This is a genomic window from Leifsonia sp. HAY1-4F, from assembly GCF_056755275.1.
The window spans coordinates 1-14441 of record NZ_JBNDHX010000096.1 but is presented as its reverse complement, the minus strand read 5'-3'; the positions used below and the strand labels follow the sequence as shown (position 1 = coordinate 14441).

The 14441-nt window shown below is 70.2% G+C and carries 14 protein-coding genes; 4 read left to right on the top strand and 10 right to left on the bottom strand.

Features of this window, described 5'->3' with window-relative positions:
• The 4 genes from ACPYOG_RS15640 to ACPYOG_RS15625 all read left to right on the top strand — a co-directional run.
• A partial coding sequence (locus ACPYOG_RS15640; protein ID WP_481295100.1) for a DUF2252 family protein occupies positions 1–340 on the top strand: 340 nt, incomplete at its 5' end.
• Between the two features lie 189 nt (positions 341–529).
• Positions 530–1447, top strand: coding sequence for an NADP-dependent oxidoreductase (locus ACPYOG_RS15635; RefSeq protein ID WP_481295099.1), 918 nt, complete (start codon positions 530–532; stop codon positions 1445–1447).
• 38 nt (positions 1448–1485) lie between these two features.
• A complete protein-coding gene (locus tag ACPYOG_RS15630; RefSeq protein ID WP_481295098.1) occupies positions 1486–1959 on the top strand; it encodes a GNAT family N-acetyltransferase in 474 nt (157 codons plus the stop codon).
• A 31-nt stretch (positions 1960–1990) separates the two neighbouring features.
• Positions 1991–2434 carry a VOC family protein gene (locus tag ACPYOG_RS15625; RefSeq protein ID WP_481295097.1) on the top strand — a complete coding sequence of 148 codons (444 nt, stop codon included), beginning with the start codon at positions 1991–1993 and terminating at the stop codon, positions 2432–2434.
• Between the two features lie 74 nt (positions 2435–2508).
• Here ACPYOG_RS15625 and ACPYOG_RS15620 read toward each other — a convergent pair whose 3' ends face one another.
• The 10 genes from ACPYOG_RS15620 to ACPYOG_RS15575 all read right to left on the bottom strand — a co-directional run.
• On the bottom strand, positions 2509–3474 hold the full coding sequence (locus tag ACPYOG_RS15620) for a sugar phosphate isomerase/epimerase family protein (protein WP_481295096.1): 966 nt from the start codon (positions 3472–3474) through the stop codon (positions 2509–2511).
• A gap of 87 nt (positions 3475–3561) precedes the next feature.
• The gene (locus tag ACPYOG_RS15615; RefSeq protein WP_481295095.1) at positions 3562–5082 is read right to left on the bottom strand and encodes a GMC oxidoreductase; all 1521 of its coding nucleotides are present in this window, start codon (positions 5080–5082) and stop codon (positions 3562–3564) included.
• A gap of 20 nt (positions 5083–5102) precedes the next feature.
• Positions 5103–6239 (bottom strand): ROK family protein, encoded by a 1137-nt coding sequence (locus tag ACPYOG_RS15610; RefSeq protein WP_481295094.1) that lies wholly within the window; start codon positions 6237–6239, stop codon positions 5103–5105.
• Positions 6240–6269: 30 nt separating this feature from the next.
• Positions 6270–7640: a carboxylesterase family protein gene (locus tag ACPYOG_RS15605; RefSeq protein WP_481295093.1), complete on the bottom strand. Its 1371-nt coding sequence runs from the start codon at positions 7638–7640 to the stop codon at positions 6270–6272.
• The gene (locus tag ACPYOG_RS15600; protein WP_481295092.1) at positions 7637–8464 is read right to left on the bottom strand and encodes a carbohydrate ABC transporter permease; all 828 of its coding nucleotides are present in this window, start codon (positions 8462–8464) and stop codon (positions 7637–7639) included. The genes ACPYOG_RS15605 and ACPYOG_RS15600 overlap by 4 nt, the downstream gene beginning before the upstream one ends.
• Entirely contained in the window at positions 8461–9402 is a 942-nt protein-coding gene (locus ACPYOG_RS15595) for a carbohydrate ABC transporter permease (protein ID WP_481295091.1), read from the bottom strand. The genes ACPYOG_RS15600 and ACPYOG_RS15595 overlap by 4 nt, the downstream gene beginning before the upstream one ends.
• Before the next feature lies 1 nt (position 9403).
• A complete protein-coding gene (locus tag ACPYOG_RS15590; RefSeq protein WP_481295090.1) occupies positions 9404–10708 on the bottom strand; it encodes an extracellular solute-binding protein in 1305 nt (434 codons plus the stop codon).
• 241 nt (positions 10709–10949) lie between these two features.
• Positions 10950–11711 (bottom strand): helix-turn-helix domain-containing protein, encoded by a 762-nt coding sequence (locus ACPYOG_RS15585; protein ID WP_481295089.1) that lies wholly within the window; start codon positions 11709–11711, stop codon positions 10950–10952.
• Positions 11708–13426, bottom strand: coding sequence for an allophanate hydrolase (atzF, locus tag ACPYOG_RS15580; protein ID WP_481295088.1), 1719 nt, complete (start codon positions 13424–13426; stop codon positions 11708–11710). The genes ACPYOG_RS15585 and atzF overlap by 4 nt, the downstream gene beginning before the upstream one ends.
• On the bottom strand, positions 13423–14441 hold a 1019-nt coding region (locus ACPYOG_RS15575; RefSeq protein WP_481295087.1), incomplete at its 5' end, for a carboxyltransferase domain-containing protein. The genes atzF and ACPYOG_RS15575, both read right to left, overlap by 4 nt.

Here is a 14441-nt window from a genome sequence, read left to right as displayed (position 1 = left end):
CGGGTGCCAGCGCATCCTGCAGGCGGTCTCCGATCCGTTCCTCGGCTACCTGACCGTGGAGGGGCACAGCTTCTACATGCGGATCTTCCGCAACCGGAACGCGTCGTTCGAGATCGCGGACATGAACGCCACCCAGTTCAGCGAGTACGCGCAGTCGTGCGCCACCGTGCTCGGACGGGCGCACGCGCGCTCGCCGAAGGCGCAGTTCGTCGCGGGATACGTCGGCACGGGAGGCGCCTTCGTGCGCGCAGCGGCCGAGTGGGCGCACGCCTACGCCGCCCAGGCGGAGGAGGACTACGCGACCTTCGTCGAGGCCGCCCGAGCGGGCCACTTCGAGTAGCGGGCCCGCCCTGCCGCCGGCACATTCGTGACGAATGTCGCGCTCAGCCGCCTCGGCCGGCACATTCGTGACGAATCTCGGCGGGGAACGTACCATGAAGGCGTGTCGCGATGTCCCAGTTTGCAAAAGAGGACTATTTAGTCCAGATTAGAAGCGACGAGAGTGGCGATCGACGCGGAGGAGGCGCCCATGAAGGCGATAGTGGTGACCGATCAGGCCGAGGGACCGGCCGGTATGCGGTTGACGGACCGCCCGGATCCGCGCCCGGCGATCAACGATGTCGTCGTCCAGGTGCGCGCGGCCGGATACGTTCCGACCGAGGTGGGCTGGCCGTCCACCTGGAGCGATCGCGCCGGACGGGACCGGGCGCCATCCATCCTCGGCCATGAGCTGGCCGGCGTCGTCACGGCACTGGGCTACGGCACGACGGGACTGTCGATCGGCCAGCGGGTGTTCGGGATCTCGGACTGGCACCGCGACGGGACGCTCGCGGAGTACGTGGCCGTCGAGTCGCGCAACCTCGCGCCGCTTCCGGGCGACGTGGAGTACACGGTCGGCGCCAGCCTGCCGATCGCCGGACTCACCGCCTGGCAGGGCCTCTTCCAGCACGGCCGCCTCCAGTCGGGCCAGACGGTCCTCGCCCACGGCGCGGCCGGCGCCGTCGGCACGATGGTGACCCAGTTCGCCCGCGAAGCCGGCGCCTACGTCATCGGCACCGGACGCTCCGCCGACCGGCAGAAGGCGCTCGACTACGGCGCAAACGAGTTCGTCGATCTCGAGAACGACCGGCTCGAAGACGTGGGAGGCGTCGACCTGGTGTTCGACGTCATCGGGGGCAGCATCCAGGAGCAGTCGGTCGGCCTCATCCGTCCCGGCGGAACCTTGGTGACGGTCACGGGACTGGGCGAGCGGCGACCCGACGAGGGCCTTTCGGTCGACTTCGTCGTCGAGTCAGTTCCCTCACAACTCATCGAGATCGTCCAGCGCATCCGGGATGGTCGACTCCGCACGAACATCGGCGAAATCGCGGCTCTCGACAACGCCGTCGAGGCGCTCAACCCGACCGAGCGGCGTCAGGGAAAGACCATCATCACCATGGGCTCCTGAAGAGACCGCAACCCGCACGACCAGGACGAGGACAGACCATGACCGAGCAATCCGGCACCAGCGGCGATTTCGAGTACCCCGACGAAGCCGGGTACCCCGACGGCGTCGGCACCCTCACCCAGGACCAAGTCGTCCTCATCGACGAAGTGACCGCCGACGACCACTCACCCACGATCAACTTCTACGTCGAGGACGATGCCACGACCTCCACGTACGAGGCCATCGCCGGGGACACGGTGATCGGAGGCCTGACGTACAACGTCGTCAGCGAGAACCGACGCGTCCTCGTCGCGGCGGCCGTCTTCCCCGAGTACCGCGGTCAGGGTGTCGCCACCGAACTGATCCGGCGCGTGCTCGACGATGTCCGAACTCGCGGCATCACCGTCACCATCCTGTGCCCGATCGTCTGGACCTTCATCGACCGCCATCCCGAATACGCCGACCTCGTCGACCCGGCCGTGCCCGGCCTGCGGAAGGCTCGACCGGAGCACGAGGCGAGCGACGGCCGATAGCGGGACGCGGACAGGCAGAGCGGGGAAGTTGATGGGCATCAGACTCGACAACGTCGGGATCGCGGTCCGAGACATCGAGGCGGCGATCGCGTTCTTCACCGACCTGGGCCTCACCGTGGTGGGGCGGGACACGGTCAGCGGCGAGTGGGCGGACACGGCCGTCGGATTAGACGGCAACCACGCGAAGATCGCCGTGCTGCAGACACCGAACGGTCACGGCCGGCTCGAGTTCTTCGAATACCTCCACCCGGACGCCATCGAGACCGAGCCCACGCGTCCCAACGAGATCGGGATGCACCGGGTCGCCTTCGCCGTCGACGACATCGACGAGGCCTTGGCCATCGCCGCGCGCCACGGCTGCCACCCCCTGCGGGGCGTTGCCACCTACGAGGACAGCTACAAGCTCACGTACCTGCGCGGGCCGAGCGGGATCCTGGTGATGTTTGCCCAGGAACTCGCGCCCGCAGCCTCCTGATCGGCGGATCGGCGGATCGGCGGATCGGCGACTCAAGCACCCGCCCGTCACGAGGCTCCCGAACGCGCCGCCGGTCACGAAGCCGGGATGTTCGCCTCCACCCAGGCCCAGCTGGCCTGTGCGGAGGCGAACGGCTCCATGCTGGCGCGGTCGACCTCGATGATCACCCAGCCTCCGAAATCCGCGGGCAGGGCGGACAGTGTCCCGGCCAGGTCGAGGTCGCCGAGTCCGGGCTCCAGGAAGAGGCCGCGGTCGGTGGCGACGTTGTACGGGGTGGGCTCCCGCCGGCTCGCGTCCGAGATCTCGAGGTCGAGGTCTTTGAGATGGATGTCGATGAGCCGATCGGCGTGCCGCCGCAGCATGGTCGCCGGGTCGATTCCCGCCCAGGCGAGATGCCCGATGTCGAAGGAGGCGCCGAGCAACTCGGCCGGGATCGCGGCGAGGGTCTGCTCGATCTCGTCCTCCGTCTCGATCCAGGTGCCGACGTGGTTGTGCAGCCCCGCGCGCACACCCTCTGCGCGGAGCACCTCTGCGGCCTCGCCGAGGAACTCGATCTGCTCGTCGAGACGGTCCTGCCGGAAGCCCGCGCCGACGGCGACCGCGTCGCGCGTGCGCACGAATCCGGGTTCCCAGCTGACCTCAGGGGCGAGGAACACGGTCGACAGCCCGGACCAGTTGCTCTCCTCGGCCTTGCGGCGAATGCCGTCGAACCAGTGCACGCGCTCCCCTGTCCCGGGCGGCAGGAGCACGGAGTGGTCGCTCGGAATCGGGATGGAGGCGTACCCGGGTGCGAGGGCGAGGCCGGATGCCTCGATCATCCGCGCGAAGTCCTGGAGCGTCTGGGTGGCGAGGACCTCCATCATGACCGCGCCGAAACCGGCGTCGCGGATCTGGTCGAGGACACCCGGGTAGTCGGCCCGGAAGGCCGGGTCGGCGTAACGCCAGAGGTCCTCGCTCTCGGGGTCGTCCGGGTCGGCCTTGACGTTGATCCATTGGATGGCGTTGAGCGCGATGCGGTCGCGGTGCACGGGGATCGTCATGAGTTCTCCTGTCCTTCGGGGTTGGATGCGCCACGATCGGCGAGCGAGTGCGCCAGGCGCATGGTGTTCTCCGTTCGGGTTCGCCGGTCAGGCGTGGTCCAGGACCCGCGCGGCAGCACGGGCGGCCCGGACGGCGGTGATGGTGCCGGTCAGCGTCGCGTTCGCGACGACCGCCGTCGGCACGACTCCGTTGCCCGCCAGGAAGAGGTTGTCGAAGCCCCAGACGCGCCCATCCGGGTCGCAGACGGTGCTGCCGTCGTCGGCGAGGCCCGCGCGGACGGTGCCGGTCTGGTGCAGGGACGAGCCCGGGGGAAGCAGGGCCGACTCCGTCAGCGGGTCGAACGCTCCGAACAGCTCCGAGATCGCGATCATCTCGGCGCGCGCCTGGTCGATGAGGGCCAGGTCGGACGCCGAGTAGCCGAATTCGATCTCGAACCGCGGCATCCCGGTCAGATCCGACTCGCCATCGATGAAGTGGATGCGGTTCTCGGGTCTCGACTGCACGGGCGTATAGAGGGAGACCCCGACGGCGTGTGCGAGCGGCGCTCCCGCGTCGTCGAGGTACGTCGAGTCCATGATCTGGCCGTGGAAAGGCTGAGCCGGGCCGTTCTGCGGCAGCCAGAGCGAGTCGGTCGCGAATTCGCCGTCGGCGGCCAGCGGTAGCCCGTCGAGCCGGAGGCCGAACCGTTCGAGCTCCATGAGTACGCGACCGGTGACGAAGGCGTGCTCGTTGAGGTGACGGCCGAGCGCATCCGGGCGGATGCCGGAGGCGAAGAGCAGCTGCGGCGTGCGGAAGGTGTCTGCGCAGACGATGGTCGTCGCCGCCTCGATCACGCGGCGCTCGCCGCTGGCGACGTCCAGCACGACCGCGCCGCGAACGCGACCGCCGTCGTGGTCGAGGCCGACGGCGAGAGTGCCGGGCAGCAGGGTGAACGATTCGTCGCCGCCCGTGGCGATGGGCGGGAAGATCCGGCTCGGGCCCGTGCGAAGCAGGGTCCCATCCGGAGCGGGGGTGACCGCCATCGGCATCGGCTGGGCCATCCGTTCGCTCGGCCCGGTGCCGCGATACCGCTCGTTCAGCGCGTCGAGCACGATGCGCCCGGGAGCGGTCGGGCCGATCGGCGCTGGGCGGACCTGGAGCACGCGGCGGGCGGTCTGCAGGTCGGCGTGCCAGCGCCCGGGATCCCCGAAGTCGAAGACCTCGGCGCCGGCCGGCCAGGGTGTGGCCGCGGTCCAGTGCGCCCCCATTCCGCCGACATTCCAGGCCGCGCCGGCCATCGGCATCGCGCCGGCGTCGTCGCCCAGCCCGGAGAAGAGGTGCATCCCCGCCTCCAGCCCGTCCACCCCGCCGGCCCGGCTCGGCTCCGGTGCCGTCCCCGCGTAGAAGCCCTGGATGCCGCTGGAGACGCGTTCGTTGTACTGGGACCAGAGTTCCGGCTCCTCGACATCGTGCAGGTGCAGGCCGGGGGTGGCGCCGATCGCCGGGCCGCCGTCGATCATGACGATCCGCATCCCGGGAGCCGACTCGCGGATGAGCCGGGCGGTGGCCGCGCCCATGATGCCGCTTCCGACGATGAGGACGTCGGCGATCGGCGGGGATGAAGTCACAGGGGTTCCTTGTCGTGGGTTCAGGCGACGGCCGGGCCGTAGAGGTCGGCGTCGATCCGGTCGAGAGCGTGGCGGACGGCACCCCGTATCGCGGCGTCGGCCCCGACGGTGCTCGGGGCGAGCTCGACGTCGGGAGCTCCGAGTTCGCGCAGCCGGGCGTGCACCAGCGGGATGAGGAGCTCGGCTCCGGCCTCCAGGCCACCGCCGAGGATGACGAGTTCGGGTGCGATCGTCCACGCGATGACGTCGATGATCTCAGCGACCTCTGCGGCGAGCCCGGCGGCGTCGCTGCGCGCTTCTCCGGCTCCTGCGAGCGCGGCCCGGACGGCGGCCATCCCGCGCTCCCGCTCCGACGCCAGGGGGGAGGTGAGGAGGCCGATCGCCCGGTCCTGATTGCGTTCGAGCCCGAGCACGCGTGACTCGATGAGCTCTCCGGCGGCGCCGCCGGCCCCGCGGTGGAGCTCGCCGCCGACGATGAAGCCGGCGCCTGTGCGATGCCCGTGCATGAGCCAGGCGATGTGGCGGCGTCCGACGGCAGCGCCTTCGCGGAACTCGGCGAGCGCGGCGAGGTTCGCATCGTTGTCCGCCGCCCAGGGGATGCCGAACTCGGCCGAGAGGGCATCGGCGAGTGGAAAGCCGGTCCAGTTCGGCGCGTGCACCAGTCGCCGCACCGTGCCGGTGTCGGGGTCGATCACACCACCGGCGGCCACTCCACCGGCACTCAGCCGATCGACGGGGAGTCCGGCGTCAACGGCGGCGGCTCGCACAGCGGCCGCGGCGTGGCTGACCGCACGCTCCGGGGAGAAGTAGTCGTCACCGAGGGCGCGCTGGGCGCGGCCGAGGATGCGCCCGCGCAGGTCGGCGACGACGCCGTGCGCGTAGTGGGTGTCGATCCGGACGCCCGCGACGAGCCGGCGTTCCGCTGCGAAGCGGAACCGTCGCGCGGGTCTCCCCGCGCCGCCGCCGCTCTGGGCGACGGCTTCCTCCGCCCATCGGACGGCGAGAAGGTCCGCGAGGATGATCTCCACGGTTCGGCGGCTCAGCGTGGTGGACGTGGCAAGCGACTGCAGTGTCACCTCCTCGTCCTGCGCCGCGAGCGCGCGGAGCACGACCGCGGTGTTCACCCGTCGGACGGCGGTCTGGTCCAGGCCCGGCACTCTAGAGCTCCCCTCGTGGATGGCGGACGTTCATGGTCGATCCGCCAGGTGCAGGCACGGGTCGAATGAACCGTAGCCGACGACCGATTCCCCGTCCGCCGAGTAGACGCGGGTCGCGTCGTTCGCGGCTCCGCGGGCACGCGGCCAGGCGGGCTCGGTGCCGCGGACGAAGGCGAGGACATCGCCGTGCATCGCGGACTGCAGGGAGGGAGGTGGTGCGGAACCGAGCGCGGCGGTCACGCCGTCGGCGCCGAGGTTCCCGAACAGGAACGGGACGTCGATGCAATGCGTAGCCGCACCGGTCACCGGCGACGGCCAGTCGAAACTGTAGAGCCAGGTGCCGCCCGGTCCGCCGGCACGCGCCGCGGCGGTACGCACGCAGGTCGCACGGAAGAGGATGTCGGTCGCCCGCGTTCCAGCCGCCTTCGCCGCGACCGCCTCCGGGGAGGACGGATCCGGCCGGCCGGGATCCTCGGGGGTGGGCCCGCCGTCGAATTCGTCGGCGGTCGCCCCGGCCAGAAGGGGAACTCCGGTGCCCCGGTGTCGCAGCGCCAGCGGGATGGGCTCGGGCAGGACGTCGTCGCCGTGGACGGGTCCGAAGGCGAGGGCGGCGGAGGAGGTCTCCGCATCCCTCAGTCGCAGAATCGCTCGCATGGTTTCTCCGTCGTCGCGGGGACCGAATCCCTCAGCGGTCGGCTCGACGCCGAGTTCGCGGGCGATGGCGGCCGTAGCGGAACGTGCCCCCGCGCGATCGAAGCTCGCATCGATCCCGGACACGCTCACGGCGGCATGGAACAGGCCCTCCGCGGCTCGGGACGAGAGAAGAGCGAGCACCGCGCCGCCTCCGGCCGATTGGCCAGCGATCGTGACCCGACGCGGATCTCCACCGAATGCCTCCGCGTTCTCGCGCACCCACCGCAGCGCGGCGATCAGGTCGAGCAGACCCCGATTGTCCGGACAGCCGGGGATGACGCCGAAGCCGTCGAGGCCGAGCCGGTAAGAGGGAACGACGACGATGACGCCCTCCCGCGCGAACGCGCTGCCGTCGTACCAGGGGCTGGCAGGGGACCCGGCGATGTAGCCGCCGCCGTGGATCCAGAACAGGATGGGCGCGTCGGCGCACTCCTCCGGGGCGAAGATGTCCAGGTTGAGGGTGTCGTCGCCGGGAATGCTGGGCTCGGGGATCGTGGTCGCTGCGAAGAGCGGTACCCGCTGCGGTGTGGCGCCGTGACGGATGGCCTCGAACGGAGCGGTGAACGCCCCTCGAGCCTGCGGCGCGGCGAAGCGCAACGGACCCACCGGAGCCTCGGCGTAGGGCACACCGAGGAACCGGCGGACGCGCCCATCCACCCCGCCGGAGATGGGGCCGGCGGGCGCATCGACGACGAGACCGGCGCTCACTTGAGCCCCACGGCCGCGATGCCCTGGACGAAGTAGCGCTGCAGCAGGAGGAACAGGGCGAGGACCGGAAGCATCACGACCACCGCTCCCGCCAGCACGAGACCGTAGTCCGTGACGTTCTGCGCCGCCTGCTGCGTCGCTGCCAGGCCGACCGGCAGCGTGTAGGTCGACGTCTGCTGGGCGACGATGAGCGGCCAGATGAAGTTGTTCCAGGAGGCCAGGAACGCCATGATCGTCGCCGTCGCAAGCGCCGGGCCGGCGAGCGGCAGGAAGATCGTGGCGAAGAGCCGGAACTCCCCCGCGCCGTCGATCCGCGCCGCTTCGAGCAGTTCGTCGGGGATGCTGCCGGCGTACTGGCGGACGATGAAGACGGAGATCGGGAGGACAGCGCTGGGCAGCGCGATTCCCGTGAGGGTGTCGATGAGGCCGAGGTTGACGGTGACCATGAATTGCGCCACGAAGGTCGCCGAGAACGGCATCATGAGGGCGATCAGCACGGCGCCGAAGGCGAGCCGCTTGCCGCGGAACTCCAGTTTCGCCAGCGCGTAGCCCGCCAGAGCGCCGCCGATGACGTTGCCGGCGACCGTGATCGCCGCGACGACGAGGCTGTTCGCCAGGTAGCCACCGAATCCGGCGGTCGAGAACAGCTTGCCGTAGTTCTCGAACGTCACGACGGAGGGCAGCCACGCTCCGGGATCGGACCGGAAGTCGGTCATGCTGCGCAGGGAGCCGGAGACCACCCAGATGAACGGGAGGATCGTGAGAAGTGCAGCCAGCACGAGTGCCAGGTACAAGAAGGCTGTCGGGATTCGGCGGGTCGTCATGAGCGCGGCCTCAGAACACGGAACTGCACGATGCTGAACACCGCTACCAGGAGCAGGAGGAGATAGGAGGCAGCGGAGGACACGCCGAAGTTGCCGAAGCCGAACTGGTGATAGGTGAAGAGCGCGAGCGACTGGGTCGAACCGAGCGGCCCACCATCGGTCAGCAGATAGGGCTCGTCGAACACCTGGAGGTAGAAGACCGACAGCAGCACGGAGACGAGCAGCGTCGTCGGCATGAGCAGCGGAAGGGTGATCGACCAGAGCCGGCGGAAGCGGCCGGCGCCGTCGATCGCTGCCGCTTCCTGCACATCCTCGGGCACGGCCTGAAGACCCGCGAGGAACAGCAGCATCGCGGTTCCGAAGTTGCGCCAGATCCCGAGCAGGATCACGACGGGCATCGCGAGGTGGACGTCGCCCAGCCAGTTCGGGCCGGCGAAGCCGATACTCGCGAGCACCTTGTTCACGGTGCCGTCCTGGTTGAACGCGTACTGCCAGATGAGCGCGACCGACACGATGTTCGTGACGACGGGTGCGTAGAACAGCCCGCGGAAGACCGTGCGAAAGCGACGGATGCCGGAGTCGAGCGCCAGCGCCAGCGCGAACCCGATGGCCATGGTCACCGGCACGCCGACGACGACGAAGATCAGGGTGTTCAGTGCCGAGCGCAGGAACGCCGGATCGCTGAGGAGGGCCAGATAGTTCTGGATGCCGACGAAGTCGACGTTGAACGGAGTGCGCAGATCGGTGCTGCGCATGTCGGTGAAGCTCGTAGCGAGCGAGATGACGATCGGAAGCGCAGTGAAGAGCAGGAAGACGACCCCGAACGGCGCCATGAACGCCCACGCGATCAGCGAGCTGCTCCGCGCTCGGCGGATGGGCGACGCCCCCCGCGGACGCGCAGTGCGCGCCCGCGGGGTGACTGAGGCGGTCAGGACCATGTCAGTTCCCGGTACCGATCGTGTCGGCCTGCGACTGGAGGTTCTTAGCGGCCTGAGCGGCAGTCTCCGTGCCGCGTGCCACAGCCTCCAACTCCTTTCCGATGGCCGTCGAGACCTGGCCCCACGTCGACACCTGCGGCATGGGCTCGATGTTCTTCAGCTGAGTGAAGAACGCGTCGTAGAGCGGGTTGCTCGTGATGGAGGAATCCTTCCACGCCGCCTGGACCGCCGGCATGCTGCCGTAGGCCTTGAACTGCGCAACCTGCGTCGACTCCGCGGCCATCTCGCGGATGACCTTCCATGCCGATGCGATGTTCTTGGAGTCCTTGCTCACGGCCCAGCTGCCGCCTCCCAGTTCGCCCGAGCTGTTCTTCGGTCCCTTCGGGAGCACCGCCGTGGCGACGTGCTCCGCGGTCCAGCCCTTCTGCTTGGCCGTCTGGTCGAGCGAAGCGATGACCCATGGTCCGGAGATCATGGATGCGGTCTTGCCGGCGACGAAATACGGCTGTGCATCGAGGAACTGCGGGGTGTCGATCGCCGCGACCTTCTGGAGGAACGGGCTCGTCTCGTGCTCGATCGCAGAGATCACAGCGCTGTTGTCGAAGTCCCACTTGGTGCCGTCGGCGTTCAGGAGGCTCGATCCGGCCTGGTGCGCGGAGATCGCGAGGTCCTGACCGTTGTAGGTGTCCCAACCGACGTCGCCGCCGAGACCCATCGTCGCGCCGCCCGCCTGGAGCGCCTTGTAGAACGGGATGCTCTGGTCCCAGGTGGTGGGCGCGGTCGCGTTGCCTGCGGCTGCGAGATCCTTCCGGTAGATGAGCACGCGGGTGTAGGCGTACCAGGGTACGGAGTAGGTCGCGCCCTTGTAGTCTCCGCTGTCCCATGCCGCCGGGAAGAAGGTCGACGGGTCCACGAGCCCGCTGGGGACGGGGGCGAAGGACCCCGAGGCGGTGTACTGGGTCTCCGCCTCGGTGTAGAGCTGGGCGATGTCCGGCAGCGTGCCTGAGGACATTGCCGTCTGGAGCTTGGTCGTGTACTGGTCCGAGGGGATGAGGGTGACCTGCAGAGTGAGGCCGGGGTTCTTCTTCTTGAAGCCGGCGATAACCTTGTTCAGCACGGTGGCGTCGCCGTCGGGCGCCCAGAGCGTCACTGTCCCGGTGGCGGGCTTGGTGTCGACGGTGGTGGAGGCGGCTGCGCCGCTGCCTGTGGAGGAATGTCCGCAGGCGGTGAGGGTCAATACGGTCGCGAGTGTGGCTGCAGTGATCGCTGCAGTGCGCAAGCGCCGGCCGGTGCGAGAGGTCGTCATGGGGGCTCCCGGGGTAAGTGGACGGAGAGGGGCTAGCGGGTTGGAGCAGAGTTTTGCAGAGAAGTTGCAAAATTGGAAGACTTTCTTTCTGCGTCCGGTCCCGGGACGGTGTCTGCTGCGGTTTGGAACGTATGCCGTTGCTCGCCGGGCCGCAGACGTTCCGAATCGGCGCAGTCACCCTGCTGGGGGTGGCGCCCGGCGCGGAGCGCAGCGGCGGAGCGGACGGGCACGCGGCCGGGCGCTATGCGCGCGAGCTCTCCGCATCGTCGGCGAGTTCGGCGCAGCGGGCGATGAGCTCCTCCGCCTCGACGCGGGCGGCCTCGATCTCGGGGGTCGTCAGCCCGAGGACGCGGAGGCAGGACGCCGCGATCGTGTCGTCGTCGGCCGGGTCCGCGTCGCCCTCGCTACGGAGTTGGATGACGACCTCGGCGAGTTGGATGAGGAGCGTGCCCAGATGCCGCTCGTCGAGAACTGCCGCGACCTCGGGATGCGCGGCTGCGGCACCGAGGCGTCCGTACGCCTCCCGGAGCCCGGCGCGTTCCGCCCGGAAGGCGTCGAAGCGCTCGTCTTGGATCTCGGGCTGCAGGTACAGAACGCCGATGTTGTGCGGGGTCGCACGCAGAGTCGCCGCATCCATGCTCGCGAGGGCATATAAGGCCCCGGCGGCGGCTCCGCGCCCGTCGCGCCCGCCGTCCGCCCCGAGCGACACGTGCGACTCGATGATGCGGACGAACTCGTTGCCCGGCCGGACGGAGTTGCTCAGCAGCTCGACGAGGATCTCGTCCTTGCCCGCGAAGTGGTAGTAGAGCGACTGCTGCCGGATGCCCACCCGGTCGGCGATCGCACGCGTCGACGTGCCCGAGAACCCGGACTCGACGAAGAGTGCCGCGGCCGCATCCAGGATCTGCTCCCGAGCCGACAGCCCGGAGGTCCCCGCCTCGGAGGTGCCCGCCTCGGCGCGGGGCCGGCCCGGTCGGCTCTGGCTGACGGTCGACGAACTCATGCCATCGATTCTGGCACCGTCTCGCGTAGGGTGGACGCCTCCGCCAGCCACGCGCGCCAGCCCCCGTGCGCGGTGATGTCGGCGGCATCCTCCACGGCGACCGGTTCGCAGAGGAACCCCGCGACGACCCGGCCGTCGGAGAGCGTCACCCGGCCGATCGCCATCGGCGAGGGCAGCGCGTCCACGAATCGGGCGAAACCGGTGGCGGGCAGCCTCCAGAGCTCTCCCGCGATCGCGGCGCCTCCGGAGCGCACGCGCAGCATCCCGGGCTTCGCCGGCGCCGTATCGAGGGCGAACAGCCGGTATTCGGCGCTCGTCGTGACCGATCCGGCGAACGAGCCGCCGGCCGCGACGAGCTGCGCGTTGAGCGGCTGACCGGTGAGGTGCGCGCCGACCACCAGCAGGTCGACGGCGGGTGAAAGCAGGCGTTCGGCGATCCGTGCGATCACCCCGTCGTGGAACGCGTCGGCAGTGAGCATGACACCGAACGGCAGCCCCGCCACGGAGCCCGCCGGTATGGCGAGCGAGCACAGATCGAGGAGGTTCGCAAAGTTGGTGAAGCGGCCCATCCGGCTGTTCGCGCCGAGGGGATCCGCGGCCACCTCGGCGAGGGTCGGATGCCACGTGGTCGTCGGGGTCAGCAGGGCGTCGCAGCCGTCGAGCGCGTCACGCGCCTGAACAGCGAGCCGGTCCAGCCGCTCGCGGTCCTGGAACAGCTCGACGGCCGTGCTGGATGCTCCCCCCAGGACGATCTGCGCGACCGAGGGATCGAGGTCTCCGCCGGTCAGATCACGGTGCGCCTCGAGGTGGGCTCCGACCGCCGCGTAGCGCTCTGCGACGAAGGCGCCCTCGTAGAGGAGGCTCGCGGCGGCGAGCAGTGGCTCGATGTCGACCTCGACGATCTCGACCCCGGATGCGGCGAGCTGCGCGACCGCCGCGTGGAACGCCTCCACCCACCCCGGAGCCAGCCCGGCGAGGTGCGGAGCGGTGGGGATGGCGACCCGCGGCCGCGCGGGCAGCGCGTCGACCGTTCTCGCGGCCACCTCTGCCGGCCGGCGGGCGAGCGGGTCGAGCCCGTCGTCTCCCGCCAGGAGTTCCGCGGCCCGCCGGGCGAGCGCCAGGTCGCGGGCGAAGACGGTGACGCAGTCGAGGCTGCGGCAGGCCGGCACGACGCCGGTCGCGGGGACGAGCCCGCGGGTCGGCTTGACGCCGACGATCCCGTTGAGCGCGGCGGGCACCCGTCCCGATCCGGCGGTGTCCGTCCCGAGGGCGAGGTCGACGATGCCGAGCGCCACCGCCACGGCCGAGCCGGAGCTCGAGCCGCCGGAGATCCGCTCGGGATCCCAGGCGTTGCGGACGGCGCCGTACGGACTCCTGGTCCCGACCAGACCGGTCGCGAACTGGTCGAGGTTGGTCTTCCCGATGACGACGGCGCCGGCCGCACGGAGCCGCTCCACGGCCGTCGCATCGCGCTCCGGCCGGTAGGCGAAGCTCGGCGAGCCGGCGGTGGTCGCGAAGCCCGCGGCGTCGATGTTGTCCTTGACCGCGGTGACGAGTCCGGCGAGCGGGAGGGACTCGCCCGCGGCGACGCGCGCATCCACCTCGGCGGCTGCGGCGGCCGCATCCTCTTCATCGCGCAGCGCGATCCAGATCTCCGGGCGGTCGGCGGCGCGGAGGCGCGCGTACGCCTCGCGGACTCTCAGCAGCGAACTCATTCGTGGGCTCCGATCGAGAGGAGGATCTGGCCGGGCGAGACCTGATCGCCCGCCGACGCGTAGACGCCGGAGACGACGCCGTCGATGGGCGCGACGACCGGGGACTCCATCTTCATGGCCTCCAGCGCCATCACACGATCGCCGGCCCGGACGGGCGTGCCCGGCTCCACCGAGATCTGCCAGACCGTCGAGGTGAACGGCGCCGAGACCGGGATGGAGCCGTCGGGCACGACGATCTCGTCGACCGCCGCGGCGACCGCGGTCTGCTGCTGACGGTCGAACTCGCCCGACCCCCGCCACCGCGCCTTCTCCGCCTCGAACGCCGTCGTCTGACGCGAGCGGAAGTCCGCGATCGAGTCGGCGTTCGCCGCGAGGAACTCCTCGTGCTCGGCGATCGCGAAGGTGCCGTCGACGGTCTCGACGTCGCCGCGTCCCGCATCCGTCTCGGCCCGCAGTTCCAGCAGTTCGTCCGCGCTGACCGGGTACCACTCGATCCGGTCGAAGAACCGCAGCGCCCACGGGCTCTCGGCGAACAGCCCGCCGCGGCGGAACCGGTTCCAGACCTGGACCGTCCGGCCGACGAACTGGTAGCCGCCCGGTCCCTCCATGCCGTAGACGCAGAGGTACGCGCCGCCGATCCCGACCGAGTTCTCGGCGGTCCACGTCCGCGCCGGGTTGTACTTGGTCGTCACCAGCCGGTGCCGGGGATCCAGCGGCGTCGCCACCGGCGCCCCCAGGTAGACGTCGCCGAGCCCGAGCACCAGGTAACTGGCATCGAAGACCGTGCGGTAGACGTCATCCACGGAGTCCAGGCCGTTGACCCGGCGGATGAACTCGATGTTGGAGGGCGTCCAGGGCGCGTCGCTTCGCACGCCGTTCATGTAGCGCTCGATGGCGAGGTGAGTGGCCGGATCGTCCCACGAGAGGGGGAGGCGCACGGTCCGGGAGGGCACCACGAGCTCGGTCGTCGGCGGGATCTCCGCCTCGATCTCGCGCAGCAGCCCGGCCAGCGCCG

What these genes read in the sequence shown, in the direction of transcription:
- ACPYOG_RS15635 (WP_481295099.1), top strand. Translation starts at nt 530, where the DNA reads ATGAAGGCGATAGTGGTGACCGATCAGGCCGAGGGACCGGCCGGTATG.
- ACPYOG_RS15630 (WP_481295098.1), top strand. Translation starts at nt 1,486, where the DNA reads ATGACCGAGCAATCCGGCACCAGCGGCGATTTCGAGTACCCCGACGAA.
- ACPYOG_RS15625 (WP_481295097.1), top strand. Translation starts at nt 1,991, where the DNA reads ATGGGCATCAGACTCGACAACGTCGGGATCGCGGTCCGAGACATCGAG.
- ACPYOG_RS15620 (WP_481295096.1), bottom strand. Translation starts at nt 3,474, where the DNA reads ATGACGATCCCCGTGCACCGCGACCGCATCGCGCTCAACGCCATCCAA.
- ACPYOG_RS15600 (WP_481295092.1), bottom strand. Translation starts at nt 8,464, where the DNA reads ATGACGACCCGCCGAATCCCGACAGCCTTCTTGTACCTGGCACTCGTG.
- ACPYOG_RS15595 (WP_481295091.1), bottom strand. Translation starts at nt 9,402, where the DNA reads ATGGTCCTGACCGCCTCAGTCACCCCGCGGGCGCGCACTGCGCGTCCG.
- ACPYOG_RS15590 (WP_481295090.1), bottom strand. Translation starts at nt 10,708, where the DNA reads ATGACGACCTCTCGCACCGGCCGGCGCTTGCGCACTGCAGCGATCACT.
- ACPYOG_RS15585 (WP_481295089.1), bottom strand. Translation starts at nt 11,711, where the DNA reads ATGAGTTCGTCGACCGTCAGCCAGAGCCGACCGGGCCGGCCCCGCGCC.
- atzF (WP_481295088.1), bottom strand. Translation starts at nt 13,426, where the DNA reads ATGAGTTCGCTGCTGAGAGTCCGCGAGGCGTACGCGCGCCTCCGCGCC.